The 26,558-nt window shown below is 47.9% G+C and carries 21 protein-coding genes; 10 read left to right on the top strand and 11 right to left on the bottom strand.

All coding sequences use genetic code 11. The features are described from left to right. Positions 1–11: 11 nt before the first annotated feature. The gene (locus tag SGI97_05805; GenBank protein ID MDZ4723400.1) at positions 12–2,261 is read right to left on the bottom strand and encodes a vitamin B12-dependent ribonucleotide reductase; all 2,250 of its coding nucleotides are present in this window, start codon (positions 2,259–2,261) and stop codon (positions 12–14) included. Between the two features lie 170 nt (positions 2,262–2,431). Here SGI97_05805 and SGI97_05800 point away from each other — a divergent pair, with 170 nt between their 5' ends. Further along, complete coding sequence (locus SGI97_05800; protein ID MDZ4723399.1) at positions 2,432–2,779, top strand: hypothetical protein; 348 nt, start codon at positions 2,432–2,434, stop codon at positions 2,777–2,779. A gap of 31 nt (positions 2,780–2,810) precedes the next feature. Here the strand turns inward: SGI97_05800 and SGI97_05795 are convergent, their stop codons facing one another. Both SGI97_05795 and pyk read right to left on the bottom strand, forming a co-directional pair. After that, on the bottom strand, positions 2,811–3,731 hold the full coding sequence (locus SGI97_05795) for a polysaccharide deacetylase family protein (GenBank protein MDZ4723398.1): 921 nt from the start codon (positions 3,729–3,731) through the stop codon (positions 2,811–2,813). 82 nt (positions 3,732–3,813) lie between these two features. After that, on the bottom strand, positions 3,814–5,223 hold the full coding sequence (pyk, locus tag SGI97_05790) for a pyruvate kinase (GenBank protein MDZ4723397.1): 1,410 nt from the start codon (positions 5,221–5,223) through the stop codon (positions 3,814–3,816). 248 nt (positions 5,224–5,471) lie between these two features. On the opposite strand from pyk, the gene SGI97_05785 reads away from it, so the two are divergent. The 3 genes from SGI97_05785 to SGI97_05775 all read left to right on the top strand — a co-directional run bounded on the left by SGI97_05785 (position 5,472) and on the right by SGI97_05775 (position 6,923). Next, the gene (locus tag SGI97_05785; protein MDZ4723396.1) at positions 5,472–5,840 is read left to right on the top strand and encodes a response regulator; all 369 of its coding nucleotides are present in this window, start codon (positions 5,472–5,474) and stop codon (positions 5,838–5,840) included. Positions 5,841–5,856: 16 nt separating this feature from the next. Further along, entirely contained in the window at positions 5,857–6,291 is a 435-nt protein-coding gene (locus SGI97_05780; protein MDZ4723395.1) for a VOC family protein, read from the top strand. Positions 6,292–6,440: 149 nt separating this feature from the next. Next, on the top strand, positions 6,441–6,923 hold the full coding sequence (locus SGI97_05775; GenBank protein ID MDZ4723394.1) for a DinB family protein: 483 nt from the start codon (positions 6,441–6,443) through the stop codon (positions 6,921–6,923). A 198-nt stretch (positions 6,924–7,121) separates the two neighbouring features. On the opposite strand, the gene SGI97_05770 is transcribed toward SGI97_05775, so the two are convergent. The 5 genes from SGI97_05770 to SGI97_05750 all read right to left on the bottom strand — a co-directional run bounded on the left by SGI97_05770 (position 7,122) and on the right by SGI97_05750 (position 12,191). Continuing rightward, complete coding sequence (locus tag SGI97_05770; GenBank protein MDZ4723393.1) at positions 7,122–8,291, bottom strand: 5-(carboxyamino)imidazole ribonucleotide synthase; 1,170 nt, start codon at positions 8,289–8,291, stop codon at positions 7,122–7,124. Further along, entirely contained in the window at positions 8,288–8,746 is a 459-nt protein-coding gene (gene purE / locus SGI97_05765) for a 5-(carboxyamino)imidazole ribonucleotide mutase (GenBank protein ID MDZ4723392.1), read from the bottom strand. Before purE ends, SGI97_05770 begins: the two co-directional genes overlap by 4 nt. Before the next feature lie 66 nt (positions 8,747–8,812). Further along, a complete protein-coding gene (locus tag SGI97_05760) occupies positions 8,813–10,261 on the bottom strand; it encodes an NADP-dependent isocitrate dehydrogenase (protein ID MDZ4723391.1) in 1,449 nt (482 codons plus the stop codon). A gap of 167 nt (positions 10,262–10,428) precedes the next feature. Then, the gene (locus SGI97_05755; GenBank protein ID MDZ4723390.1) at positions 10,429–11,286 is read right to left on the bottom strand and encodes a fibronectin type III domain-containing protein; all 858 of its coding nucleotides are present in this window, start codon (positions 11,284–11,286) and stop codon (positions 10,429–10,431) included. 95 nt (positions 11,287–11,381) lie between these two features. Next, on the bottom strand, positions 11,382–12,191 hold the full coding sequence (locus SGI97_05750) for a hypothetical protein (protein ID MDZ4723389.1): 810 nt from the start codon (positions 12,189–12,191) through the stop codon (positions 11,382–11,384). Between the two features lie 241 nt (positions 12,192–12,432). On the opposite strand from SGI97_05750, the gene SGI97_05745 reads away from it, so the two are divergent. The 6 genes from SGI97_05745 to SGI97_05720 all read left to right on the top strand — a co-directional run bounded on the left by SGI97_05745 (position 12,433) and on the right by SGI97_05720 (position 22,418). Continuing rightward, on the top strand, positions 12,433–12,771 hold the full coding sequence (locus SGI97_05745; protein ID MDZ4723388.1) for an STAS domain-containing protein: 339 nt from the start codon (positions 12,433–12,435) through the stop codon (positions 12,769–12,771). 82 nt (positions 12,772–12,853) lie between these two features. Continuing rightward, complete coding sequence (locus SGI97_05740) at positions 12,854–13,273, top strand: ATP-binding protein (GenBank protein MDZ4723387.1); 420 nt, start codon at positions 12,854–12,856, stop codon at positions 13,271–13,273. A gap of 28 nt (positions 13,274–13,301) precedes the next feature. Next, entirely contained in the window at positions 13,302–15,584 is a 2,283-nt protein-coding gene (locus tag SGI97_05735) for a SpoIIE family protein phosphatase (GenBank protein ID MDZ4723386.1), read from the top strand. Positions 15,585–15,719: 135 nt separating this feature from the next. After that, the gene (locus tag SGI97_05730; protein ID MDZ4723385.1) at positions 15,720–17,462 is read left to right on the top strand and encodes a BamA/TamA family outer membrane protein; all 1,743 of its coding nucleotides are present in this window, start codon (positions 15,720–15,722) and stop codon (positions 17,460–17,462) included. A 192-nt stretch (positions 17,463–17,654) separates the two neighbouring features. Next, positions 17,655–19,433 (top strand): ATP-binding protein, encoded by a 1,779-nt coding sequence (locus tag SGI97_05725; protein MDZ4723384.1) that lies wholly within the window; start codon positions 17,655–17,657, stop codon positions 19,431–19,433. After that, positions 19,434–22,418, top strand: a complete 2,985-nt coding sequence (locus tag SGI97_05720) for a serine/threonine-protein kinase (protein ID MDZ4723383.1) — start codon at positions 19,434–19,436, stop codon at positions 22,416–22,418. It begins immediately after the preceding gene. Between the two features lie 550 nt (positions 22,419–22,968). Here the strand turns inward: SGI97_05720 and SGI97_05715 are convergent. The 3 genes from SGI97_05715 to SGI97_05705 form a co-directional block, all read right to left on the bottom strand. After that, on the bottom strand, positions 22,969–23,460 hold the full coding sequence (locus tag SGI97_05715) for a hypothetical protein (protein MDZ4723382.1): 492 nt from the start codon (positions 23,458–23,460) through the stop codon (positions 22,969–22,971). Between the two features lie 105 nt (positions 23,461–23,565). Then, positions 23,566–25,890, bottom strand: coding sequence for an HlyD family efflux transporter periplasmic adaptor subunit (locus tag SGI97_05710; GenBank protein MDZ4723381.1), 2,325 nt, complete (start codon positions 25,888–25,890; stop codon positions 23,566–23,568). 367 nt (positions 25,891–26,257) lie between these two features. Further along, positions 26,258–26,558 (bottom strand): hypothetical protein (locus tag SGI97_05705; GenBank protein ID MDZ4723380.1); only part of this gene is annotated, 301 nt, incomplete at its 5' end.

Below are 26,558 nucleotides of genomic sequence, written 5' to 3'. Positions count from 1 at the left end.
TATCGTCACAATTAACAGTTAGAATAACCACAATGTTGACAGGATTGACAACCTCCATCTACAAGCATGGCAGATCCGCAATCGGGGCATATTTCTCCCGGTAATTTCTGGCTGTATCCGGCGGCGATATGTTCTTGGGTAATAAAATGTTTGTTCAATATCTGAGCAATGGCGTCAGGGATGGAGAATATTTTGGCGCCACTTGAGTAAATCTGCTGAGAGCCGCCGATTCCTCTGAGTTGTCTGATTATTTCTGTCACGGGAATGCCTGAGCGAAGTCCAAGAGAAATCAAGCGGCAAATAGCTTCAGTGTCGGCCATTGTAGTATAGCCTGATTTTCCAATATGGGCAAAAACTTCAAATGGCCGTCCGTTCTTGTTATTGACTGTGACGTAGAGATTACCATAGCCGGTCCGAATTTTTTCGGTGAATCCGCTAAGAATTTCGGGACGGGATTCAGGAATGGGCTGAACAGACTCATCAGCCATCTCTTTCTTTGTGGAAAGGACCTGATTGGGACGCGAGTTATCGCGGTAAATCGTGACGCCTTTACATCCAAGCTCATAGGCCAACTCGTAGGCGCGACGGACATTTTCCTTGGTGGCGGATTCAGGCAGGTTGATTGTCTTTGAAACTGAAGAATCGGAAAATTTCTGAAACACCGCCTGCATTTTGATATGGTTCTCAGGTGAGACATCGGCTGCGGTCACAAAAATAGCCTTGACTGCTGACGGTATCTCTTGAAGGTCAGTGATTGAGCGCCGAGATGAAATCTTTCCTATCAGCTCATCGCTATAGAAGTTCTCCATGCGGGCAATTCGCTCAAAGAGCGAATTGATCTCGGTCAACCGGGTCCCGTCCATGACATTTCGTTCAAACGCCAGTGAATAATAGGGCTCAATCCCTGACGAGCAGTTTGCAATAATTGAAATCGTTCCGGTGGGAGCAATGGTGGTTACAGTAGCGTTTCTCATCGCCACCTCCTCGGATTTGTATATCGAGCCCTCCCAATTGGGGAATTTCCCTCGGATGGTGGCAAGCTCGGAGCTGTGGTTTCGCCCTTCGGAAAGTATAAAACTCATTAACTGCTCGCCCAGCCCCAATGCCTGAGGGCTGTCATAGGGCAGACGGAGTTTCACAAGCATATCAGCCCATCCCATAACTCCAAGACCAATTCGGCGGTTTTTTCTCGTCTGGAATTCGATTGCCGGAATAGGATATTTATTTTGATCAATGACGTTATCAAGGAAATGCACAGCATGTCGTACTACAGTAGCAAGGCGCGGCCAGTCGATGCCATCTTGGGCATTGCTGATACTGTAATCATTGGGCAGAGAGTCTTTGATAAAATGGCCGAGATTAATTGATCCGAGGTTGCAGGAATCATAAGGAGGCAAGGGTTGTTCTCCGCAAGGGTTTGTCGCTTCAATTGTCTCGGTCGGAAAAGTCGGATTGCTGCGATTCATTCTATCGATAAAGACAATGCCGGGTTCGCCGGTCAGCCAGGCATTGCTCACAATTGCCTCAAAAACTTCGAGGGCCTTTAGCGTCTGCTCCTTGCCGTCACGAATATATGGACTGTTCGTTTTGGGGTTGATGAGGGCATAATCCTTGCCTTCAGCCAGTGCCTGCATAAACGCATCCGTAATTGCGACAGAAATGTTAAAATTAGTGATTTCAGCCGTATCGCTCTTTGAGGTGATGAAATCCATGATATCAGGGTGGTCGACACGGAGTATTCCCATATTCGCCCCGCGACGGGTCCCGCCCTGCTTGATAGCTTCAGTCGAAGCGTTGATAACTTTCATAAACGAGACTGGCCCGCTCGCTACACCGCTTGTGGTCGCAACAATCGAATTTCGAGGCCGAATCCGTGAGAAAGAAAATCCTGTTCCGCCTCCGGATTTGTGAATAATGGCCGCCTGTTTGTTGGCTTCGAATATTTCATCTATTGAATCACCGACAGGTAAAACAAAACAGGCCGATAATTGCCCAAGCGAGCGTCCGGCATTCATGAGCGTCGGTGAGTTGGGAAGAAAATCAAGCGAGGCCATCATCTCAAAAAAACCCGAAGCAGTCTTTTTGACCTCGGTGTCATTCGCGCCATAGTTGCGATCGGCTTCGGCAATGAATTTCGCCACCCGAATAAACAATTCCCGCGGTGTTTCAATGACCCGCCCGTCATTATCCTTGATGAGATAGCGGCGCGCGAGAACCGCAAGGGCGTTTGAGCTAAGTACAATTTCTTTGTCAGTCCACATAATCTTCCTTAATTATACGAATACTATCGGCTTATCTGTTCATGATAATAATATGACCAGACTGCCTTGCAGAGAATCACATTTTGAGAGGTTGTTCTGGAGCCAAGCTTACTATTGCTAAATGCGGTTTGCCCGTGTATTTTAGGGGACAAATACGAAAGGAATTGTCTATGAAATCGCTCGATCTTGTTATCGCTCTTGGCGGCTACATGCTGCTCATGGGGCTTTTTGGCTATTACCGCACTCACACGCCGACACCGTTGTTTATAAACGGGGGCATTGCCATTGTGACAATAATAATCGGGATTTTCCTGAAAGGCGGTTCGCCTACAGTTCTCAACCTTGCAATCGGATGGATCGGCCTCAATACTCTTATGCTGGCATATATGACGTTCAAACGGATCGCGGCGCATTCCGACGTCCGCTCCGGTTCCGAGTATATCTTCGGAACACAGGCAGTCTTTGCCCTGATCGTGTTGATTGTCTTGGTACGATATAAGATCCAGACACCGAATTAGAACAGGTTTCGTGTGAAATCAGATGAGTTTACTATTCGGCAGGGAGAAAATCAGGATCGCTGCTCACCAATCGGTCCAGAAAGCCCACTCCGCGAGTGCCGAAATATGCCTCGGGCATATTATAAACTCGATCTTTGAGCGCGGCATCGAGTGAAATAAAGCGGTATTCCTGCTCTGCTAAAACAGCAAGCAGATCATTTATGAATACGGCATTAAGGCGGTTCGCCCGCAGGAGTAATATCTGTTTTACCGATTGGCCTGTGAGTTTACGGGCCATAAGTTCGGCTCGCTCAACCTCATCGAGGACATGGTTGAGATACTCATTCATCAGTTGGTTGAGCGCCTGAGAGTCGGGCTGTTTACCAAGCTTTTGCATTGAGAAATTATAGAGATAATCTTCGGGAATTATCGTCGCATGGGCGATTGTAGCTTTTTTGCTTTCAAGAAATCCCTCGGCCTGCTCTTTTGCTTTTGGAGTCGGGCCGTAATGCATGAACGGGAACCTGAAATAGCGTTTCTTTTGACCGAAACCCTCAAGCATTGGCTCAATTGTCTCCATGCCCATTTTGATTTCCTGAACGAATCTGGTAATGTCTATCTCGTTATAATCCTGATTGGAGAGCGTCATTGATCCGATAGTGTGCCCCTCGTTGAGCCACTGTCCCAATAAGTCAAAATTATTTTCGATATACTGACCGACAACAAATCCTGCGGCTTTCACTCCATGGAGTTTGAGACCTTCGAGCAGAAGATAGGTTATCGCCTGACGGTCGGTCTCTCCGAACGGATCAGCCACTGGAAGTTCATCGAACGTAATCGCGATTTCTTTTGACTGTGTTTTATTAGACTTCGCCGGTTTTGAAGTCTGCGCTGTGAGAAGCGTGGCTGTGAAAAGACAAGCCGTTACCAAGAGCGCTCTCATAAGGGTGGACTGTGAAATATTTTTATTCATCCTATTTAGTATCGGAAAAAACATATGAAAACTTTACACTGTGCGGATCACACATGTTTTAGGCCAAACCCTCACGTCTCGGTTAGTGTACCTGATGGTATTTCAAGAAGTTCGTCGGAACTGTGGATCCGAAAGGTGTGCCTCCGGTAATGACAACCAATTCTCCTTTTTGGGCTACATTGAGCGCCTGCACGGTTTTATCCACCACACTCAGCATCTCTTCGAACGAGCGGGGCTGCTTTATCAGAACCGGATAGACCGAGCGATGAAGGGTGAGTTGGCGTAACACCATCTTGTCGGGTGTCAAAGCGACAATTATCTGCGAAGGGAAAAGGTTGGAAATCATTTCCGCTGTATACCCGCTGGTCGTAAACGTACAGATCACATTTGTCGGACAGCAGACATTGGCATGGCTAACTGCCTCGGCGATGGCGTGGGCTGTCGCAGAGCGAAAGATAAGTGTTTGAAGCGTGTTTGGATGGGGAGGGGACACCGGCTCGGTTTCCATAAGCACCGCCGACATCGTTGCCACCGCTTCCTCAGGGTACTCACCCGAAGCCGTTTCGGCCGAAAGCATTACGGCATCGGCATAGTCGAAAACCGCTGAGGCAACATCGTTTATTTCAGCGCGGGTTGCTCGGGGCGAAAATCTCATCGACTCAAGCATCTGGGTTGCGACAATGACCGGCTTGTGATACCTATTTGCAAGCTCGATAATTCTTTTTTGTGTTCTTGGCAGTTGGGCCGGAGGTAGTTCAACTCCAAGGTCCCCGCGGGCAATCATCACTCCGTCAGCGGCTACCATAATTTCATCGAGAGCGTCGATTGCTTCCCGTTTTTCGAGCTTTGCAATGATGCGCAATCGACCGTTTGCTCGACTGATAAGCCGCCTCGCCTCGGCAATATCAGCCGATGAGCGAACAAACGAGAGCGCGATAAAATCAGCCCCGGCTTCGACTGCCGTGCGTATATCTTCCTTATCCTTTTTCGTTATGGTCGGAATGTTAATTTTTGTGTCAGGGAGGTTTATCCCTTTGGCTGGCAGAAGCGTCCCACTGTTGACGGCTTTGACCTTGATCCGCTTGCCATCAACGGAGAGAATCTCGAACAAAAGCTGGCCATCATCGATAAACAGACGCTGCCCTTTTTCGACTGATTCGACCACCCCGGGATGGTTCACTCCGATTATGCCATGCTTTACGTCTGATTTTCCGGATGTGAGGATCAACTGCTGGCCACGTACAATCGGTATTTGACCTTCAAAACGCTCAAGACGCAATTTAAGGCCGGCAATGTCAAAAATAAGCCCAACCGGGTACTTTGCTCGTCGCGTTCCTTCCCGAATGACTTTAACAGCCGCCAGGAAGTCTGGTTTTGTGCCATGAGAGCAGTTTACACGAAAAAGATTCACTCCGGCATTGACAAGCTTGCGCACTTTTTCAGGGGATGCGACCGACGGACCGTATGTCGCGACTATCTTTGTTTTTTTCATCTGACTAAAAAGAGCCTTCTGGACAACGAATCAACAAAAATTGACTTTTTGTCTAATTTGGTGTGTTTCATTGGACAAAACACTTGAACTCTTGCCTGTAATGGCATAGTAATAAGACAATTATGATAATCTTTCGGTAGCTTTAAGCATTTTCTCAAATAAGCTCTTCACAAACCAGTTGAAATAGCGTATAATAGGCATTCACAACGGAGAGGACGTTAGATTTTAGTAACAAAGAATGGGAAACGATGAATAAAAAGGTAATTATTGCTGTTAACAATATGATTTTCACCTCCAAGATTATGTCAATTCTCGACGGTTTGGAAGTCGAAGGGATAAAAGCGATCCGTTCGGACGACATTTTTGCCAAGGCTCAGGAACTTCGTCCGAATCTTATTATTATTGACTTGAATTTGAATGGAATCGAGGCCCCACAGCTCATTAACAAGCTTCGTTCGTACGAAGCGACCCAAAAGATTCCTATCGTATGCTATTCGCCGCATATCATGGCGGACCAGATGAAAGCCGCACTTTCCGCCGGAGCGACCGAGGTATTGCCAAATTCCAAGATGACATCGCGGATGAACCAGATTTTGGGCAAATATATTAATAATTGATCCCGAATGAGAGCGGTTGGATTCGCTCTCGTGGCAATACGTTTTCATGCGCCTGCTTGAGATTCACATCGAAGTGAAAGATATTGAGCGGGCGTTGGCTTTTTATGCCGCTCTTCTCCCCCATCATAAAATCGTCCATTGGCAGGATGGCTCGGCAAAAGCGCTGGTTCTGCATGATGGCACCGCTTTCGGCATCTGGAAAATCGGAAAGCTCGGGCTTCTGAATGGCCGTGGAGGAGAACATCTCCATTTTGCCTTCCAAATAAAACCTGAAGACTACAACCACTACAAGCAGAAGCTCATTGAACTGAAGGTCACACCGCTCGAACATATCTGGGATGACGGACATCGAAGTCTCTATTTTTTCGATGCTGACAATCACCAAGGGGAATTCATGACCCGGGACTGGCTTTGGAAAGAGCGCGCTGAGGCAAAACCTCAGACAGAATAATCTTCTGTTTCATCCATTCTTAAGAAAATTTCGCTTTCCCTTTGGACTGAATATTGACAAGTCATCAGCCGCTGGCTATTTTTGCCCATGAAGCAGACAATGCTTACAATCTTTGTCACCACCAACATCATCCCAAGAGGAGAGAAATTATGACTCGCGATGAACGCACCGCCCATATCAATTCATACGCCAACGCCCACACCATGCTTGTTTATGCGCTAAAAGAGATGCCCAAGGAAGCTTGGCAGTATAAGCCGACGCCCAAAGAGTGGAGCATTCATGAGATTATTGTGCACCTGACCGATGCCGATCTCAACAGCTCTGTTCGTATGAGGACTTTTATCGCCCAACCGGGACACACAATTATGGCCTACGAACAGGATGAGTGGACCAAAAAACTTGAGTATCACAAACAGTCAATGGAGGACTCGCTTGAGGCATTCAAATATATCAGAAAGCTAAACGGCCAGATTCTAAAATCCCTTCCTGATTCGGTCTGGTCGAACACGATTCAGCACCCTGAAAGTGGGACGATGAGTTTTGAGAAATGGCTGAAGATTTATGACGAGCACACTGTAACACATATTGGCCAGATGAAACGGAATGTCGAGAAGTGGAAGGCCTCGAAATAAGGACGCGGTAATCTCATATTTTCTTAGTATCGGGCGAGGAATGCTATCCCCAGCTTGGGGCGCCCTACACCACAGAATCACACCGCCCGCCAAGGCGGAGTGCGGTACTAGAAATTATAGCAGACGTTCCCTAAATGTCGTTGCGAGGAGTGCCTTCTTAAGGCACGACGCGGCAATCTCAGTTAATTTAAAGTGCAGTCAGGTGCGTTCCCCTACCAACCGCCTTCTCGCCTCAAGGACTCTTTCAAGCGCAATTTCGCGGCTTTCGCCGAGTGCCGTCAGGTGTCCCATCTTGCGGCCGGGGCGGGGTTCGGCTTTCCCATACAAATGCAATTTAACTCCCGAAATTGACAATGCGGCCTTCCAGTTTGGCTCGCCGTTTGCCCAGACATCTCCAAGGAGGTTTGCCATCGCCGCCGGCGAATGATATTCGGTCGATCCGAGCGGGAGATTGCAGACCGCGCGAAGCTGTTGCTCAAACTGATTAGTGACACAGGCATCAATGGTCAGATGGCCAGAATTATGGGTTCGCGGAGCAAGTTCATTGACTATCAGACTGCCGCTTTTTGTCACAAAAATTTCGACACAGAGCACACCGACAACATCGAGTTTTGCTAAGATATTTCGCGCCAGCTCGATTGCCTCTTTTCGAAGTGAGTCTGAGACATTCGCAGGATAGATGGAAAGATCGAGGATATGATTCTTATGCCGGTTCTCAATCAGACCAAAATGAGCAAAGCTTTTGTCGACCGCTCTTGCGGCCACAACTGAGACTTCCCTTTCAAAATCGACAAACGCTTCCAGAATTCCCGATGGGGCATCGAGCGAAGACCATGCTTTGTCTGCTTCCTCGGCTGAATTAATCCGCACCTGTCCTTTGCCATCATACCCCCAATCTGCTGTTTTGAGAATTGCAGGCAGGCCGATTTTTTGAAGGGCACTTTGGAGATCACTGAGTGACTTGACGTGGCGAAAATTTGCCACTGGAAAGCCGTTTTCGCTCAAGAATGTTTTCTCACGAAGACGGTTTTGGGTGGTATACAAAACTGATCCGGCTGGACGGACGGTCGTTACCGCGCTTGCGGCATCGACAGTAGTCACATGGACATTTTCAAACTCGAAAGTGATTACATCGACATCCGATGCGAACTCTCTGACCTTATTTAAATCAGAGTAGTCGGCAACATACTCTTTATTTGCAATCTGTCCCGTGGGGCTGTTTTTATCGGGTGAATATGTGTGAACACAAAAACCAATTTTTCGGGCTTCTATAGCAAGCATTCTTCCCAGCTGCCCGCTTCCGAGAATGCCTATCGTTGAGCCGGGTAAAATGGATAAACCATTCCCTTTGGTTATCGACCGGCTCACTTGAGTTTTTCCTGACGCACTTTCTTTGTCTGCACCGAGCGGAACTTGCGAAGTTTTTCTCTGAGTTCTGGGCGTTTGTTGGCCAAAATCGCGATTGCAAGAAGGGCGGCGTTTTTTGCGCCGGCTTTTCCCACGGCAAGTGTTCCGACTGGAATCCCTGCTGGCATTTGGGCAATGGAGAGAAGCGAATCCAGACCTTTGAGCATCTTGCTCACGACCGGCACACCGAGTACGGGCAGAAGCGTATGCGAGGCGACCATACCGGGCAGATGGGCCGCGCCTCCGGCTCCAGCGATTATGACTTCGATACCGCGCGCTTCGGCTTCTTTTGCGAACTTGGCCATCAAATCCGGTGTGCGGTGAGCTGAAACAACTTTGCATTCGTGCGGAATTGCAAACGCCTCCAGTATTATGGATGCCTCATCCATCGTATCCCAATCGGATTTGCTTCCCATGATAACCGCGACAAGCTGACCTTTTGAAGCCGTTATGGTTTTTGATTTCTTTTTCTTGGCCGCCACTTATTCGCTCTTTCCGGGTGTGAATCCAAGTACGCCGTCGAAAGTGTACAGATGCTCGGTCTTAATAAAATCAATTGATGCCTTGGCAAGTCGTTCGAGCAATTTTACAACATGCATGTGGTTTACCGGAGTCCCATAGGTCTCACTCTTGAAGCGGCAACACCAGTGATCGGTAAGAAAAGTTTCGGGAAAACCATCAGGCCATACTTTGACACCGCGATTGCTTATCATGGTGAGCTTCATTCCGTCGCCGTTCATCTTCTCCATCACCTCGGCAAGCGGGTTGGTACTTCCTGTCCAATGGATAAAGAGATCGACGCCCATGAGTTCTTTTTTGGTGCGATGGGTGGTGGTAATTTTTGAGAGCGAAGACTGCCTTGACCCCGATTTGTAACTGGCATGTTTGAGTTTATCTGGCCGTTTGCCGAGTCTATCGACGACTGCCTGAGCGAAATCTTTAGTGCCGACTTTTTTCTTGCTGTGGGCTTCGGTAAAAACATCGTAGGTGTGTATGCCGTCTTCGATTGTTTTAAGCCATGCATTGTGTATGCGCCCGGCAATTTCGGTTTGGTTAATATGCACGAGCATCATTACTGCCCCAAGCAGCAATCCCGACGGATTGGCGACATCTTGCCCAGCACGTCGGGGGGCAGAGCCATGAATGGCCTCAAACATGGCACATTGCTCTCCGATATTGGCCGAACCGGCCAGTCCGACTGATCCGGCAATCTGCGCGGCAACATCGGAAAGAATATCGCCGTAAAGGTTTTCCATGACTATGACATCAAAGGCTTCGGGCGTGTCGGCGAGTTTGGCCGCGCCGATATCGACAATCCAATGCTCGTTTTGAATATCTGGATACTCCAAGGCAATCTCATCATAGACTTTATGAAAGAGACCATCGGTCATTTTCATAATGTTATCTTTCGAAAAGCAGGTCACTTTTGAGCGATTGTTCTGGCGGGCGTATTCAAAGGCATAGCGGACAATTCGTTCACAGCCCGGACGACTGATGAGTTTCAAACACTGCACAACCTGATCGGTCTGCTTGTGCTCAATACCGGCATAGGTGTCTTCCTCGTTCTCACGCACGATGACAACATCCATGATTGGATGTTTGGTCTGTACAAAAGGGCTGTATGAGACACATGGGCGTATATTGGCATAGAGCCCAAGGGTTTTACGGGTGGTGACATTGAGGCTTCGGTAACCGCCGCCTTGGGGTGTAGTTATGGGAGCTTTGAGAAAGACTTGAGTGCGGCGGAGTGATTCCCAGGCCGATGGCTCAATACCCGCGGTAATCCCCCTCAGATATACCTGCTCGCCAATCTGAATTTCTTCGATTTCGATCTGCGCGCCTGCTTCGTGGAGGACATGCAAAGTTGCCTTCATTATTTCAGGCCCGATGCCGTCACCATGCGCCACTGTGATTGATCTTTTTCCGGCCATCGAGCTACTTCCTATCCTCTATTAAAAACATACGACATCCGTTTATTAGCGCTGATTGTTCAGCTCTACTATGTACGCAATCACAATGCAGGGGACAAGTATAGAGTAAGCGCTTCGTGCTGTCAAGCAAGCGACAGAATGCGTGTCTTTAATGAGTTGAGATGCGTCTAAAAAAAATATTCGTCGGGAAGCGGCGAATATACAAAAGAAAGTTGAACCCTTTTATCTGTCCCTTTTCCCTTAATCCCAAGAACTCTAATGAGAGCATGGGTGGCATCGGGCATACGAAGCAGAACCCAGTCGCCAGTTCTTATTGTGACCCTGTCTCCAGCTATGTAATTTTTGAAGAGAGGTGACTTACTAATTATTTCGTCATGAGTGCCTGCAAACGGGAGCAGAATCAGTGTGTTTTCTTTAAGAAAACCGTCAAAGCGAGCAGGGGAACAGAGATAATCTATTGTGTCTTTTGAGAAAAAATAGAGATCATTGGCGGTATCATGAGCCGACACGTATTGGTCGTTTATTAAAGAGTAACCGTCCTTGTCAGATTGACTCCTGAGAGACAGCACTATTTTCCCACGCGGCGCGCACACCGCAATCAGTTCATCGGTTGGCTCGGAGAGCGACTGATTTGAATAGGCTGCCCGAACCGAAACATAATACTTTACGCCATTCCTCAACCCTTTCGCCACAAAAGTTGTGACGCTGTCGTCGGGATTAGTATCCCCAAGAAACGGTTCAGAGTTAAAGGGATCTACCAGCGGGAGTCCGGTTTCTTTATGCACGAGTTTAGGCTCGCGATTGATGTAGATATTGTAGGAACTAATCTGCTTTTTGCCCGATGTCTTCCAGGTGAGAGTAATCGTTTTATTATCAGGCTCGATGGTTAGCTCACGAATTTCGGATGTTTCATTGCTTGATTGCTCGGACGCAGAATCTTTGCTCCCTTTCCGACCACCACAACTGACAAGCAATAGGGAAAATCCGATGCAAATGATCGATTTAAATGGAGTGCTTAGAAACATAGACTCATGTCCTCTCTACTAAGTCCGGTCGCAACTTCGATACAATACAAAACAAACAAGAAACTGTCCTCACAGTATCGGCAAAAACCGTCTGTTTATTTAGCGGCTGTTGTGTCCTTTCGAGCCAACGTCATAGCATACTCGAGCCAGGCATCCTCGACGACGCTTATTTCCGCGCCCAGAATGTTTCGGACTGCATCCGGAAACGGAAGCTGCGTTTCATAGAGCGCTTTAAGCGTCTCAACGTCGAACATTCCCATGACGAAGGCGTCAAATGATGCGGCTTCAGCGGTCTGGTATCGCTCGGTATCACTGCTCACTGTCGCATCCAGAGCCAAGGAATCAAGGTGTATCAGGCTGCTATCTCGGATGAAATTAAGTGTCATGGCATGGTAGTCCTGTCCGGAAAAGTCATACAGAGCGATAAGGCCGTGCTTTAAGAATGGATATTTCGGCTCCACCGGGGACCATTTGGGCAACAAATACTGCACGATAACCGGGCCAGGGAAACTCGGCAGCCAAAAATGAATTGCGGTGTCGGTCGCAAAGGGATACAGCCTGCCGGTTATCTCCCTTCCCTGCCCAAAGCCCGAATAAAAGAAGAGTGTTGTCGTGTCGGTCATCGCTGGTATTTTCAGTTCCCGTGTGATTCTGTCGATTGCAAACATGTACCCTTTGGAGAAAGACTCAAGGTTTTTCTCTTGGGGATGATTGGGTGGATATTTGACAAGAAGCTGTTGATAGGAATATGTCCTCCAGTTGGCGTATCTTGGATCTTGGAACGCTTCTGGAGGGTCGCTTTTATAGACACAGGAGAAGGAGCCTAAGGCGAGCATTACCATTCCAAAGCAAACAGCAGTTCTGGCAAATGAACTCTTCGAGAGTGGATTCAATAAATTAGTCACGCAAAAGTATACGCGGACACTGCGAGGCTGTCAACAAAGTCGTACTGTGTGAAATATCTTATGAAAGCATGCCATCAGGGTAGTTCTTGAGTCCCAAAAACCCCTTGACTTAACACCGAACGGCAAGCAAATTAAAGACTTAGCGATTGCACTAAATCCTTGGCTTCGACTCAAGCCGGGAGAAACTAAAGGTGCTCCGTTGTGTAAAGAACAATTAAACAGATTTTGGAGGCCCTGCTTCATGAAACTTAGCGACCGGGAAATAAACGGTGTCGTGATATTGGAGCCCAAAGGTAAAATTATGGGTGGCCCGGACGCCAGTCTGCTTCACGACAAACTCTACGAATATATTGAAAAGAACAAAAAGCGGGTTATTATCGACTTCGCGCAGGTCGATTGGATGAACTCGACCGGCCTGGGAATTCTCATTTCAGGCTACACGACGCTCAGAAATAACAACGGGGAACTCAAACTGGCAAATGTTACCGATAAGATTCAATCGTTGCTGACAATAACGAAACTTGTGACTGTCTTCGAATCCTATGACTCGATAGACGAAGCGATTAAAAGTTTCAAGTAAGAGACATACCAACCCTTAAAACCTTTACCCCACGCAGGTAGACGACATTCCGTCGGCCTGTTATTTTGGAGCCGCCCAGCAGATGGACAAACCCATAATCACCGACAACACAATGGTCATTCCCTCCAATCAGGAGTATCTCAGCGATGTCGACATTTTCATCGAAGGCAGCCTTCGCGGCTTCGGCGCAAGCGAGTCGATCATCGCCGATATTGCCATCTCAGTTTCCGAGCTTGTAAATAACGCAATTCTCCATGGCAACAAATCATCGGTCAGTAAGCGAGTAACAGTAAAATTGGTCAAAAGTAATGGATCCGTCACCATTTCAGTCAGTGATCAGGGGGATGGATTCCAAGCTGAAGAAGTTGCCGATCCGGTTGCCGATGAGAATTTATTAAGAGAAGTTGGCCGTGGGATTTTCATCGTCCGAGCCTTGATGGATAAGGTGGATATCGAATCGTCCACTATCGGCACGACCATTAGCATCACCAAAGCAATATAAGTTAAGCCGCAGGGCAAGCAGCACAGCGATGGATTTCATCCTCGGCAAAACACTTCTATATTTTCTCATAGGCGGATTTCTTGTCTTTCTGGCTGTTACCGTCATTCGGGACAATTTCTCAAACCGTCTTAATCGTGTCGCCGGGAGCATGTTCTTCTTTGCCGGACTCGGGCCACTTTCGCTTGCGATCGGGCTTCTCTTAGGACGAGAGACGCTTCGCGCCATACCGCTGACAGATTCGTCGCTGTACAACCTCATTTATCTCTGGGAATTCTTTTTCCCAACACTGCTTCTGTTTTCATGGCTGTTCCCTGCTGACCGCCTGCGGGAGCTACGGTTCCCGCGTCTCCCGCTTCTTATCTTCCTCCCACAGGCGATGCATCTCGTTTTGACAATTTTCTTCTATGACGTCGGGGGGATGATAAGTTTTCTCAATTCCGGTTTTGTACAAGAAGGGCTGCTGAGCATTGTGCTTAAGCCACTGGCGTACCTTGCAACCCGTATGCTCATTCTTTTCAACTTCTCCAATGCCTACGGAGAGATTATTTTCGGCATAATTAACCTAATTTATGTGGCGGTCGCGTTGTATTATTTTGAGACGGGAAAGCGGTACCTTCGCAATCCACGCCTGATAAGCCAGACTCACATTGTACTCTGGGGCATTCGGATTTCACTGGCTCTGTATGCCCTCTCATTTTTTATAAACGCGCTGTCGACGTCAGAGACCGCCTCTGTCGTGGCACGGCTCTGTGTCATCGTCGCTTTAGTCGCAGGCTCTGGCACACTTGCCTTCGCCATAGTCCGGCACCAATTTTTGAATGTCCAGTTGGTGTTCAGGCAATCGCTGATTTACACCTTCACTTCTGCAATTCTTGTCGGTATTTATCTTTTAATTGGAATGAGGTGCCAGGAGATGCTTGCGCCGATCCTTGGAGCGCGGGCCGAAGTTGTCAGCTGGGTGATCATTGTTTTTCTCCTTATGCTCTTTCAGCCTATAAACAGCTGGATTGACAATGTTATCCGTTCGATGTTTATGCGCACCCGTTCTGACCACCGGAACATAATCGAACGGTTTTCGCGCCAAATTATATCTCAATTTGAACCGAAAGCTCTCAGGCAAACCATCGAGGAGACGCTGAAAACATCATTGCTCGTCGAGCAGGTTTATTTTGTTATCTACGACGACAGCATCGGGGAGTACGCCATTCTTCCCAGCGAGGATTACGATAAACGCACCGTAGTGGATCGCGAGGACCTGATGCTTCGCGGCATAAATCTTCTGGACACGCCTTCGTATTACGGCTCGCTTTCCAACTATGAAAAGGAATCTGATCTGGCTGAATTTTTGATATCGCACAATGTCAAACTCATTTTGCCAATGAAAGACGCAAAGAATCTCCTGGGCTTTTTGGCTCTGTCCTCAAAAGCCGCTGGATACAGATATACTCCCGAGGACTTGAACCTGCTTGGCGTTCTGTCCAATCAGATGGTGGGCGCGCTGACAAACGCCCGGCTCTACGTAGAATCGCTTGAACGGCTACGCCTTCAGGAAGAGGTCTCAATGGCTCGTCAGATTCAGCTTGAACTGCTGCCTGCCAAGGCGCCTCATCTGCCATGCGGAACGATTACCGCGCATTCGATTCCATCGCGGACTATCGGAGGAGACTTCTATGATTTCATCCATATCGAGAAGACCAACCGTTTGGGAATCGTTATAGCCGATGCCTCAGGTAAAGGAATGCCCGCGGCGCTCTTGATTGCTCAGGTACAGGCGATACTTCGCAGTGAGGTCAACAACGGCAATTCCATCGCAACAATACTTGCGAATATGAATAGGCAGATAAGTTTGAGCACCTCATCGGAGAAGTATGTGACTCTTGTCTATGGCGAACTCGATCAGATTTCCGGACTCTTTCACTTTGCCAACGCCGGTCACAATTACCCTATCCTTGTCCGCAAAAATGGTGACGTTGAATTATTGATAACTGGCGGACCAGTAATCGGCGCATTTTCACATTTGCAGTTCACCGAAGAAACAATCAAACTCGCAGAAGAGGATGTTTTATTTTTCTTCACCGACGGTCTCTCAGAGGCAATGGATATCAATGGGCAGGAGTACGGCGAGGAGCGGATCAAAGCCCAATTGGTTTCCCTCCGGGGGAAAGACCCCGAAACAATTATGGCCGCGATCCTCGAGGATGTGCGACGGTTCGATGTTACTTTTCCGCCGCAGGATGACACGACGATTGTTGCCTTTAAAATGAACTCGGCCTGTGTCGAGACTCGTTCATCAAATGGAGGCCAGCGATAATTTACGCCGCTCAGATGAGAATTGGCGCAAGGTGAACTGCCAGCTTGACGTGGCTGTATAAAACACGTTCTATGTTAAAGTCCGTCACAACGGGCTGATTGTTTATCAGTGTAGCTGGGCAAACAGTATGGAGGGATGATGAAAAGACGATTGTTACAATTTTTATTATTTCTGCTCTTTGTCTCCTGTTCGAGCCTCCATGCACAATCTAACACCACTCGATACAAAGAATTCAAACTGGACACCACTAAAGTCGAGTATTTTTCCATTTCTTTTGACAACAATCGTTTGTGGATTACCGTGCCCAACCAATTAGATACCTTACCCATCGTTTTGTTACGTAATGTCTTTGTCTCGGACAGTACAGTTCGAGTTGGTGAAAATGTGTATTTCGACTCCTTAGGTCTTCGAACGGGGGATGTGGTGTACGAGTATGGCCGAATCGCCGATGCCTCAACTGAGGTTCACAACAAAACCACTACTATCACGTTTTTTGCCCGGACATCGCCTGAATCCCCTCGAGCCTCAATCAGACGGGGCGCACTCATTAATCCGTTTGGCGACATTTCAGTTGATTCAGGGCAGTTCATTCGTGGATTCGTCTTTTCCGTGGCGGGCAACATCACGATCAATGGTGAAGTGAATAAAGATGTAATCTCACTTTTCGGAAACGTATCTGTGTTGCGGGATGCTGTGGTTAGAGGAGATATCGTTTCTGTGACCGGCGACTTGAGTCTTGCGAAGGAGGCTGCCGTATATGGAGGTGTGTTTTCAGGTCAAAACAGGCGAGCTAATTGGCGTGATCGTCTGAGAGGCAGTCCGCGGGAGGTTTCGCTCATCGGAAACCTTGACTATAATCGAGTAGACGGCTTATCAACTTTTCTTGTTGTTGGATATATGGACGAAGACAGCATACTGCCAAATATAAAGTTTATCACAGGGTACGCCTTTAACTCAAAGCGCACCCGGCACTCGTTGGCGCTTGAACAACCGCTCCATAAAAGATTTGAGCTTAAACTGGGAGGCTCAGTTTACCGAAAGCTGGCATCAAACGACGACAGGCTTTTGAGTAACACCGAGAACACAGTCTATTCGTTGATAGCGGGAGAGGACTTCAAGGACTGGTATGAGGCAACCGGCGGTGAGGCCTATGTTCGCGTAAAACCCTGTCATTCATCCTCTTTTCTGCTTGGCTACAGGAACGAGTCGACATCCTGGCTTAAATCTCGTGCGCACCTCTGGTCGCTCTTCGGCGGTAGCAAACTTTTTCCTCCGAATTTTCATACTGTGGACAGTGCGCGACGCGAGCAAGGAATTGCTGAAATAGATACTGGCAATATTGCCGAAATATATGCGGATGCCTCATACGATACCCGTCCTGATGACGGTGTCTTCACAGTCTCCTCATGGGGTGCAACAGCTGAACTCGATTATTCCCATCCTGATCTTGGCGCTGATTTTGACTACAGCCGCTATCGGTTTTCTCTTACGCGCTTTCAGAAAATAAATAGCTTTTCGATACTTCTTCTACGTGGAACGTATGGCGGTAGCGATGGTTATTTGCCGATCAACCGCCAGTACTACCTGGGCGGCTTGGGAACGCTTCTCGGCTATAAGCACAAAGAATATAACGGAAATCGCTTCTGGATGACGAATGCAGAGTATAGAATCAGTCCACCGGGATCCCTTTTCGCATTTTCTATTTTGTGGAATGCCGGGCAAATTACAAGCAATCCCTCGTTTGACAGCACGGAAGTAAAACAGGATTTTGGATTCGGTGTCTATCTTCTCGAAAACGTCAAGGTATCCCTGACCAAGCGACTCGATCGTCGCGGCGAAGACGTTCAAGTGTATGTCCAAATTGGAGATAGCTTCTAAATCCAGCTCCCTCTACTTCTCTGCCGTTTGTCCAAGGAACAGGCATTTCCTGTGCATCTTTCCTCCCCATTCTCTCGCGTTTCCTCAAATTAGCATGAATCGAAGCCTGAAGCGATTGAGACTTCTGCCGATAAATAAACTGAGACTAATAGTACGGACATAGACCCATGGATAGAAATGCTTGACGGAAACATGGCTGATATAACACACGACACCAAAGATACTTCAGAAAAGAGCACCTTGTCTGCGGATATTTTCGCTGACCTCGAGGCCACTCTCGACGAAGTCGCTGAAGCCAACCCTCGAATTGATGGTGGTCACGGAGATAATGTGCGTCGAGAGACAGATCTTCGGGCAATTCTCGAGGTCTCGCTTGCTGTCAATTCTTCGCTTGAAATAAACGAAGTCCTTGAGATGGTTATGCGCAAAGCTGTCGAGCTGATGCAGGCCGAGCGCGGACTCATCATGCTTCTTGACGAACAAGGAGAACTTCAAGTCAAGACCGGGTACAACCTCTGCAAAGAGCAAATGATGGAAGAGGATTTCCGGATATCAAACAGTACTACTTCGCAGGTTGCCTCCACCGGCAAAGCGGTTTACACATCGGATGCAATGGCTGACGACCGTTATTCAAACCAACAGTCTGTCGTCGAGCTTCACCTGCGTTTGATTATGTGTGTGCCGCTAATGATAAAGGGCACTGTCATTGGCGTAATATATCTCGATAACTCCAATCAGACAAAGATGTTTCTCAAATCCGATTTGTACCTCTTTGAGCTATATGCCCAAATTGTTTCGAATGCCCTTCACAACGCGAATATTTTTGATTCCTTAAAGCGGCTGCAGCGCTTCAATCAATCGATTGTCGCAAATTCACCGGTCGGAATAGTTGTGATCGATAACACAGGCCGCATTGCCTCGGTCAACACCGTCGGACTGGAAATTCTCGACTTGGATCGCGATAATGTCCGACTTCTGGGATTTGATCTCAATCCAACAAGGTTTTTGGATATCATTCCCGAATCCGAACGTGGCCGCTGGAGGACGATGATTAATATTGTTCTCACGACATGGCATGAGTATTCCGATGCCCGCTATTATCACAACACGGGTTATCTTGAGAAAGTCCTCTCGTTGAAAATTTCGCCGGTGAGCAATCTGCCTAACGGTTCCGACGGCCTTATTATGACAATGGAAGATGCCACAGAAAAAGTCACCATGGAGCAATATGTCATTCTCTCCGAGAAACTGGTCGCCCGCGGTGAGATGGCGGCCTCTGTCGCGCACGAGTTAAATAATTATCTAGCCATTATCGCAAACAACGCCGAGTTGATGAGCCTGAACATCGACCGAGAAAAGTTTGACAAGGTCAAATTCAATAGCAAATCGATAGTCGAAAATATCTTTAAGATCAAACGGTTTGTTGACAGCTTGATGGATTTCTCCAATCCCGAACCGGAATATATCAGCTATGACATTAAACGACTTATTGATGACCTGCTCTTTTCAATGCGTATTCAACCGCGATTGAAGCTCATCCATTTCACCATTGATATGACAGTAGAGATACCGAATCTTGAGATCGATGTCGGCCAAGTCCAGCAAGTACTTATGAATCTGCTCAATAATGCCGCAGATGCTATAGAGGATCATGCGTCAAAACAAACTGACACCGAGAAGCAGTTTTCTCGCGAAATCGGTGTGACTGCCGCATTCGATGCCGCTCAGGACAAAATTGTAGTTCAAATTAGAGACAACGGCATCGGCATGAGCAATGAAGTGCGTGCAAAAATTTTCACTTTACACTTCTCGACTAAAAAGGGCGGGCACGGTCTTGGGCTATATAACTGCGTCAAGATAGTCAAACAGCATGGCGGCACGCTCACTGTCGATTCGGTCGCGGGACAAGGCTCGACATTTACACTTGTACTTCCGCGCTTCCATCCGCAAACTCAAAACGCAAAAGTCTAAATGAGCCCTCTGGCATCCGATTCCCGCTTTAGCGACATAAGTCTGCTTGGCCGCGGAGGAACAGCGGAGGTCTCGCGAGCCTATGTTGCCGATTTGGCGCGTTTTGCAGCAGTCAAAGCTCCTCTCACATGCGCTTTCCCGGCAATTGATCTCAAAGCGCTTATTGACCGCGAATGGGAGCTTATCGGCGGGCGAAGATTCCCGGGACTTGTGAGGCTCTTAGAGAAACCGGACACTGAAAAGCCGTATCTACTACTGGAGATGTGCCATGGCCCGACTTTGGACTCAGTGGGAAGAGTCGAGGATATAGCAGTAGCGGTTAATCTCTTATCAGCAGCAGTGCTCTCGCTTGAGTATCTCAATGCCAGCGGTATAATTCATGGCGACATCAAACCACACAATTTCTTCCTTCCCTCAAATTGGAGGGAATGCGCTGATAACCGATTTTTCTACCTTAAGCTTTCGGACTTCTCGCTCGGAAGACTTGTCAATGAGTCAAACTCTTGCCGGCTCGGCCTGGGAACATTGGGATATATGGCCCCAGAGACAATTGTCGCGGGCGAAACCTCTCATCGTTCCGATCTTTTTGCCTTGGGCGTGATGGCATATCAGATGTTCACTGGTGTCCATCCATTTATGGCTGAAGACAATGACCCGCTTGTCATAAACAGCCGTGTCAGGGAGCAGGAGCCAAAACCCATCAAAGAACTGCGTCCAGATCTGCCTCATGGATTAGTTGCGTTTATAAACCGCCTTCTCTCAAAAGATTCATCCCAGCGACCCGAATCGGCATGGCAAGTCTGCTGTGAACTTAAGAAAATTGGCGCACATTATCCATTCGAGAATGCCCTGCGGCCATCACATTTGACAAGACGCACTCAGAAGTACTCCGAACTGATTGGAAGTGTTCTCGATATAAGCGATGAGCAGCGCAGGCGTGTCGATGACATTACCGGCGGTCATTCAGAAAAACTGCGCGTTCTCATCGCGTCCAATTTTCTCTGTGGAAATCTAAAGTATGACAAAGGCCGATTTACCTTCAAACAGGATGTGCTTTGGCCGAACAGACTGAGGAAGTCTGAGCTTGCGGCTTTCTCCTGTCTCCCCTTAAAAGCAAAGAAGTCGGTGATTTCATACTCAGCGAGAACGCCAAACACTTGCTATATGCCTCCTGTTTCAACTAACCTCTGCTCTGCCTACGGCCTCCCGCCCGCCTTTTCGGAGATGCTGACTCAGTTTCTCTCCCCAAAGTCAATCAAACGGCTTGCGTCAAAACAAGCCATTAGATTCGAAAAACAGGAACAGATAGAGCTGGCTGGATATACCTATCTTCGTGCCGGAAAGCTTGAGGAGGCCGATCGATGCGCATACCAAGCCGCAATCAGACTTAATGGAGATCTCCAGCCCAAACGGGCAATGCATCTTCTCAGACGCGTGATCGAGTTTGCAGAACTCACGAATAATTTGAAATTGATCCGTGGGCTCTTATTAGTCGCTGGGAATATATCCAAAGAGAATGGCGAATTCGCCGAGTCGATGGTGATGTACGAACGGCTAATTGTACTATTCGAGTCACTTCCAGAAGAAAAACTGCTCGCCGATGCACACAAAAGTTTAGGCGATCTCTATCGACTCAAGCAGGACTTTGCGGCCGGGGTACAATCGCTGGAGAAGGCGATTATCATTTACGAGAAACTGAATCTCCATCTGGACATTTCCCATGTCCTGAATAATCTTGGCAACTTATACTGGATAAACTCTGATTTACCAAAAGCCCTCTCACATTACCGACAGGCGCTACACATCCAGAGAAAAGCCGGTGCCGATGCGGAGGTGGCATCGACTGTCAATAACATCGCGGTCATGTATTTTATGCGAGGCTCGTATGGGCGCGCTATCCGGTTATTCAATCTTTCGCTCAATATGAAGAAAGAACTTGGCAACATGGGTGAAATCGCTCGGACCCTCAATAATCTCGGATATATTTATCACTTGAGCGGCGACAGCGGCAAGGCAGTTGTCTGTGTAGGCGAGTCGCTTGAACTGAACCGAAGAACAGGCAACAAAAAAGAAGTCCTAATCAATCTTGCGACATTAACTTCTATGATGATCTGTGCCGGACAACTCAAGCAGTCGCTCCAGTATATCAAAGAGGGGGTTGAACTTTCGGAGAGTATTGACGACCTCGCACACAATGCCTCTTTCCAACTCGATATGGCAGCGGTTTTCAGATTGATGGGCAGGATTTCTGAAGCCGAGCAAGCATTGGTGCGAGCAGAAAGGACGCTTCTTTCTATTGATGATCCAAGCCTGGTTTTTTCAGCGAAGATACAAAAAGCGGAAATTCGCAACTGCGTGGGCGATGGTGAGACTGCCTTCGATCAAGCCAAAAAACTGACTGTTGAGGCTCAAGGCCGCAAGGATCATCTCAATGAAATGAATGCGTTGCTCCTTATTACGCGTCTGACGAATGAAACTATATATGTTGACAGAGCTATGGCGCTTACTGAAGATATGAAAGAACGTCGCAATAGGATTCGGCTAGTGTTCAACATGCTTGAATATGCCCTTGAGAAAAACGACATGAGAATGCTTCCTACGATTGAGCCATATATCGGCGAAGCTCTAACTCTGCCAGACAGCATTGAGGTCAGTTCTATTTGTTGTTCGGTCGCTGAACTTAAGATCGCCCAGGGCCAACCAAATGAGGCTCTTCCTTTTCTAAACAGGGCGAAGCAGATTGCTGTCGTTTCAGGAGTTGTCTTTGACCTGCTCCGGTACTCGATAATAGAAGGCCGACTTCGGCTGATCGAAAAAGATTTCGAGAAATCATTCGGCGTATTCAAGAAAGCGCTCATGCTTGCAAAGAAGGTCAGCGATTCCATTGTATCGCCTGCGGATAGGACCATTTTTCAGAATAAGCGCGAGATAGTCTACCTCGCTCAAGAAATTGGGAAATTGAACAGAGTTGTAGGGAAAAAATAAGAGGGCAGGATTTCGGCCTGCCCTCAATTTCAATATCAGCCTTGACCGCCGACGCTCATGCCTGGGGCGATACGAGCTTCGAGGACCTCGACGGTAAGTTTGTAATCCGTCATCAAGTCACCTCCTTTAAATTGTTTAATGCATGCTTCCCCGAGCGGGAAGCATTTCTTTTATATTCACTTGGAAAATTCATAAAACAATTATCACACAGGTATTTATTAATTAAAGTATTCACATGCGCAGTCGTAACAAAACACGTCGTTAAACTTGACATGCGATAAATATAAGTCCAGACGAACTATTGTCAAGAGAATTGGTTAGCTGTGTGGTAAGTTCTTGCGGTGTGTGGAATGGAATCGAGCCTATTCAAGGCTTAGAACGGAAAATACTTCCTCTATGGGCGGTTCTGTGATGCCAAAAAAAGCTGGCGTACAGGATCGCACTCTACTCAATCTTGGTTCTAGGTCAGGGAAGGACAAAAAAGAAACCGTCAGGTCACACCCATCTAAGAAGATGGCCAAGACCTGACGGAATATTCAAATATGGGAAATTATTTCTTTGATGACTTCATCATCATCGCTTCCATCATCTTCTTGCCTTCGGCGTTGCTTTTCTCTCCAAAAGCGTGAAGTTCAGCCACGGTAGCAGAATCCGATGACGTCATAAGCGCCATTGTCATAAGTCCACTCTTTACTTCTTCAGAGTTGACTTTGCCGCTCATCATGAACTTTCCGTAAGCCTCGCAGTGACCGCACAATACAGGAACTGCGCCCGTCCCCTTGCCTATATCCTCGCCGACCTTCTGCATACCGAGCATGGCTGCGGCCATCTTGTCTTGGTAGTCTTTCTCGACGGTAAATATGCTCACAACTCCATTACTGATGTTATGGTATTCGTGATGGCAATGCTCCATCAGACCTGGCTGTGCAGTGAACTGTTTACAGTAGGCGCAGTTTTCCAAATCGAGCCACGGCTTTTCATCGGCCATGACCATCATTCCGGCGGCTATTACTAGAGCCGCAATTGCTAAGATTTTTCTCATGATACCTCCAAAAATTTTTAGGTTGTTGTGTTGATAAAATAGAATGCCTGGGATTTTGTGTCAATAGAAAAAATAGGGGGAAATCATTATTTATTTGAATTCCCCCTACCACCATGACCAGAACTCGACTCTGATTCCCGATAACAATTTTCGATACGCCAGCGCGACAAGTGATTTTTTGCCAATCTCGATTTTCGCATAGCCGGACATTCCATCGCGAAGCAAGCTCTCTGAGTTTTCCACCAGTACCGAGACCGGGAAATAATTTTTGCCCGCGATACTATCAGCCGCTGCAGGTATGCGAACCACACGCCCCTCGAAAAGCCTATCAGGATAAGAGCGGACTTTGACCTGAACAGTCTGGCCAAGGCTTATCAGCGGGAGATCAAAATCAGAGACTGGGATATGCAGTTCTATTTCGTTTTGTTGGCAAACCGACAATATACTCTTGTCCTTGCCCGCTCCATGCCCCACAAATACTGTCCCGGAGATGGGCGAAACCACCACCTGTGCGTCGGCCTGGACTTTGAGAAAGCCAAGCCGCGCCTGTTGTTTGGAGATTTCATGGGCCAGCACTGTTTCTTCTTCGGGTCGCGGCGGGGATTTGAGCAGGCGCAATGCGGATTCCTTGTTGCTCAGTTCAGCCTTGGCGATATCAAATGCCGACTGCGAGCTTTCGAGCTTATCAGTCGACTCCAGTTTCCGATTGACCAATTCCTGAATTCTGTCGAGGTTTCTTTTGAGTTGGTTGAAATTACTTTGAGCGGCTGATACCTGCGATTCCATCTCACTGATTCGCTCTTTTTTGGGGGGAGCTTTGAGAAGCACAAGGTTACTCTGCAGGCGCTCAAGCTCGGAATGGGCTCCGGCGAGCTCCCCGGTAATCTGATTTGAAATCAGAATCGCGACTGTGTCTCCACTCTGAATCTGTTCGCCGTCGCTGACGAGCGGCAGCAGTTCAAGCGCGGCCATATCGCTTGAGGTCATCTGAAGATAACTCGATTTGCTTTCGGGTCTCTCGCCGCCAAGCCGGAGGTTTTGTTCAAGGAGGCCAAAGGCATTGAGGGAAAGTGAAAATTCGTTGAGCGGCTCGACCGTAATGTTGCCGGAAACCCGGTGAGGAAAGGAGATCGCAAGCACAACGACCACGACGGCAATGAGAACAATCGCGTACGTTGCAAGTCTGAAAGGTTGGCTGAGTAGCTTTTTCATATATATCACATGCCGTACGGTTCCCAAAAATAGGTTCCGAAGGCTGTCTTTTAAGATAATCAGAAGCGCGACAATGAACAAGGTCAATCCAAAACCGCCCCAACGGCCATAGATGAATCCCCCGATCAGATACAGCATGTAACCCAGCAGGAAAGTCGAGAATAGAATCGCGAGGCCGCCGTAGAGAAAGAAAATTTTTCTCTCCCGCCGGCTTGGAATAATCAACTCAATTGGCCAGCCGAGGATGTGACGCTTCAACACATTTCCAAGATAGGCGAATGCCTTTTGGCGGAGATTCGGGATTTCCACCCAGTCTGAAAGCATATAGTAGCCATCGAGTTTGATGAGCGGATTGAAATTTACAAAGGTCGTTATCCAGCACACGAGAACAAACATTCTGGCGACTATGTTGACGGCTGTATCTTCGACTGTCACCCGCCAAATAATCATCGCTACCGCAAGTATCAGAAACTGATAAAACGGCCCGGCCCAGGTAACCGCAAGGCGTCGAGACTTTTGAGGAAAGAGCCAGGCATCGGAGATATCACAATAGAAGCAGGGTTGGAAATACATGAGCAAAAACCCCATCTCGTGCACAGCCCCGCCATAGTAGCGGCAGAGAATGGCATGGGCGTATTCATGCAGAGTCAGCATCACAAACAGAACGACAATTATCAGTCCGATAGAATGGAGATGAAATAATTCAGCAAGATTCAGATTGAACTCTGAGTAGTTCGCAAACAGGAGCGAGAAGCCTGTGATGATAACCAGCCACGAAATCACAAACCAAAATGGATTGTGGAATGGCCGATAGAGCGCGGTCAGCCGATCCAGAAATGGACCCGGTTTGAATGCTTTGAGTTTCACAAAGAGCAGCCGTGATGCAAGTGATGATTTTTGTCCTGCCCGAACCGAAAGTTTCGATATCCCCTGCTCGCTCCGGCTGTTTTCAAGAAACAGCAAACCCTCGAGCATGGCTACAAATTGTCCGACATGCTCGGGCGTTATGTTGACCGAGAATTTCTCGCGGACGCGCTCAGCAACGGTCTCGGGCGCAGTCGCTCCATCGAGCTGCCCAACCAGCCAGTACTCTAATTCGCGGAGCCGAAAGTATTTACCGGTGATTGGGTCTTTGACAGTATAGACGATACTGCCATCGACAATTGAAGATGAGGCAACAAGGTCAGAGCGGAGTTTGGGATATGTTTGCGCGGCCATAGGCTAAATCTACTGATTTTTGGCAAACTTACAAGGGAGAGCGCGATTTGAATCGTTAACCACGTCAGAGTGCGTATCACATTTGGGATTTTGTAAGAAAAAGTTTCGCACAATCTGGCGGAATCTGCGTATTTATATACCACTGCATGGTGCAGGGATAGGATTTTGTGGCTGGTGAACGTTCCACCTCAGGCGGACTTGAAAGCCCCGTGCACCAGCTTTTCTTTGCTTCCCAAAATGCTCTTTGGTGCGGGGCAGAGACGCCCTGCACGAATATTTCTAATATCCAACGTGGTGTCAGGCGTCTCTGCCTGACACTCTTCCGACTTAAGTAGGTCAGTCCGCCCCGGCGGACTGACGTCTCACCTCACTGACAGGGCGCAGTCGGGGCGAGCGAAATAAAGAGATAATCGATGAGTGCAGTCAAATCGGAGATATCTGTCGTTCCAGTGCCGTCGGTGTTGGCCGCATCAGGACAACAGAGCGGAGTTAAGGTGATAAAAAGATGATCAATTAAGACGGTTAAATCGCTGATATCTGCAGTCTGGCTTGCATCGCAGTCAACATTGCCGGTTGGGTCAAAACAACAATCAAGACAGGCGGAATCTACCGGCAGAGCGCCGATGAGCTGGCTGCAAGAATTATTATTGGGAGCGCACGGAGAACTT

This window comes from Candidatus Zixiibacteriota bacterium (genome assembly GCA_034439475.1).
Lineage (GTDB): Bacteria > Zixibacteria > MSB-5A5 > GN15 > FEB-12 > JAWXAN01.
Note: the sequence above shows the minus strand (reverse complement) of the source record. Positions and strands in the feature narration are given on the sequence as shown.

Coding starts and splice junctions, on each gene's coding strand:
- SGI97_05805 (MDZ4723400.1), bottom strand. CDS start 2,261: ATGTGGACTGACAAAGAAATTGTACTTAGCTCAAACGCCCTTGCGGTT.
- SGI97_05800 (MDZ4723399.1), top strand. CDS start 2,432: ATGAAATCGCTCGATCTTGTTATCGCTCTTGGCGGCTACATGCTGCTC.
- SGI97_05795 (MDZ4723398.1), bottom strand. CDS start 3,731: ATGAATAAAAATATTTCACAGTCCACCCTTATGAGAGCGCTCTTGGTA.
- pyk (MDZ4723397.1), bottom strand. CDS start 5,223: ATGAAAAAAACAAAGATAGTCGCGACATACGGTCCGTCGGTCGCATCC.
- SGI97_05785 (MDZ4723396.1), top strand. CDS start 5,472: ATGAATAAAAAGGTAATTATTGCTGTTAACAATATGATTTTCACCTCC.
- SGI97_05775 (MDZ4723394.1), top strand. CDS start 6,441: ATGACTCGCGATGAACGCACCGCCCATATCAATTCATACGCCAACGCC.
- purE (MDZ4723392.1), bottom strand. CDS start 8,746: ATGGGAAGCAAATCCGATTGGGATACGATGGATGAGGCATCCATAATA.
- SGI97_05760 (MDZ4723391.1), bottom strand. CDS start 10,261: ATGGCCGGAAAAAGATCAATCACAGTGGCGCATGGTGACGGCATCGGG.
- SGI97_05755 (MDZ4723390.1), bottom strand. CDS start 11,286: ATGTTTCTAAGCACTCCATTTAAATCGATCATTTGCATCGGATTTTCC.
- SGI97_05745 (MDZ4723388.1), top strand. CDS start 12,433: ATGAAACTTAGCGACCGGGAAATAAACGGTGTCGTGATATTGGAGCCC.
- SGI97_05740 (MDZ4723387.1), top strand. CDS start 12,854: ATGGACAAACCCATAATCACCGACAACACAATGGTCATTCCCTCCAAT.
- SGI97_05735 (MDZ4723386.1), top strand. CDS start 13,302: ATGGATTTCATCCTCGGCAAAACACTTCTATATTTTCTCATAGGCGGA.
- SGI97_05730 (MDZ4723385.1), top strand. CDS start 15,720: ATGATGAAAAGACGATTGTTACAATTTTTATTATTTCTGCTCTTTGTC.
- SGI97_05725 (MDZ4723384.1), top strand. CDS start 17,655: ATGGCTGATATAACACACGACACCAAAGATACTTCAGAAAAGAGCACC.
- SGI97_05720 (MDZ4723383.1), top strand. CDS start 19,434: ATGAGCCCTCTGGCATCCGATTCCCGCTTTAGCGACATAAGTCTGCTT.
- SGI97_05715 (MDZ4723382.1), bottom strand. CDS start 23,460: ATGAGAAAAATCTTAGCAATTGCGGCTCTAGTAATAGCCGCCGGAATG.
- SGI97_05710 (MDZ4723381.1), bottom strand. CDS start 25,890: ATGGCCGCGCAAACATATCCCAAACTCCGCTCTGACCTTGTTGCCTCA.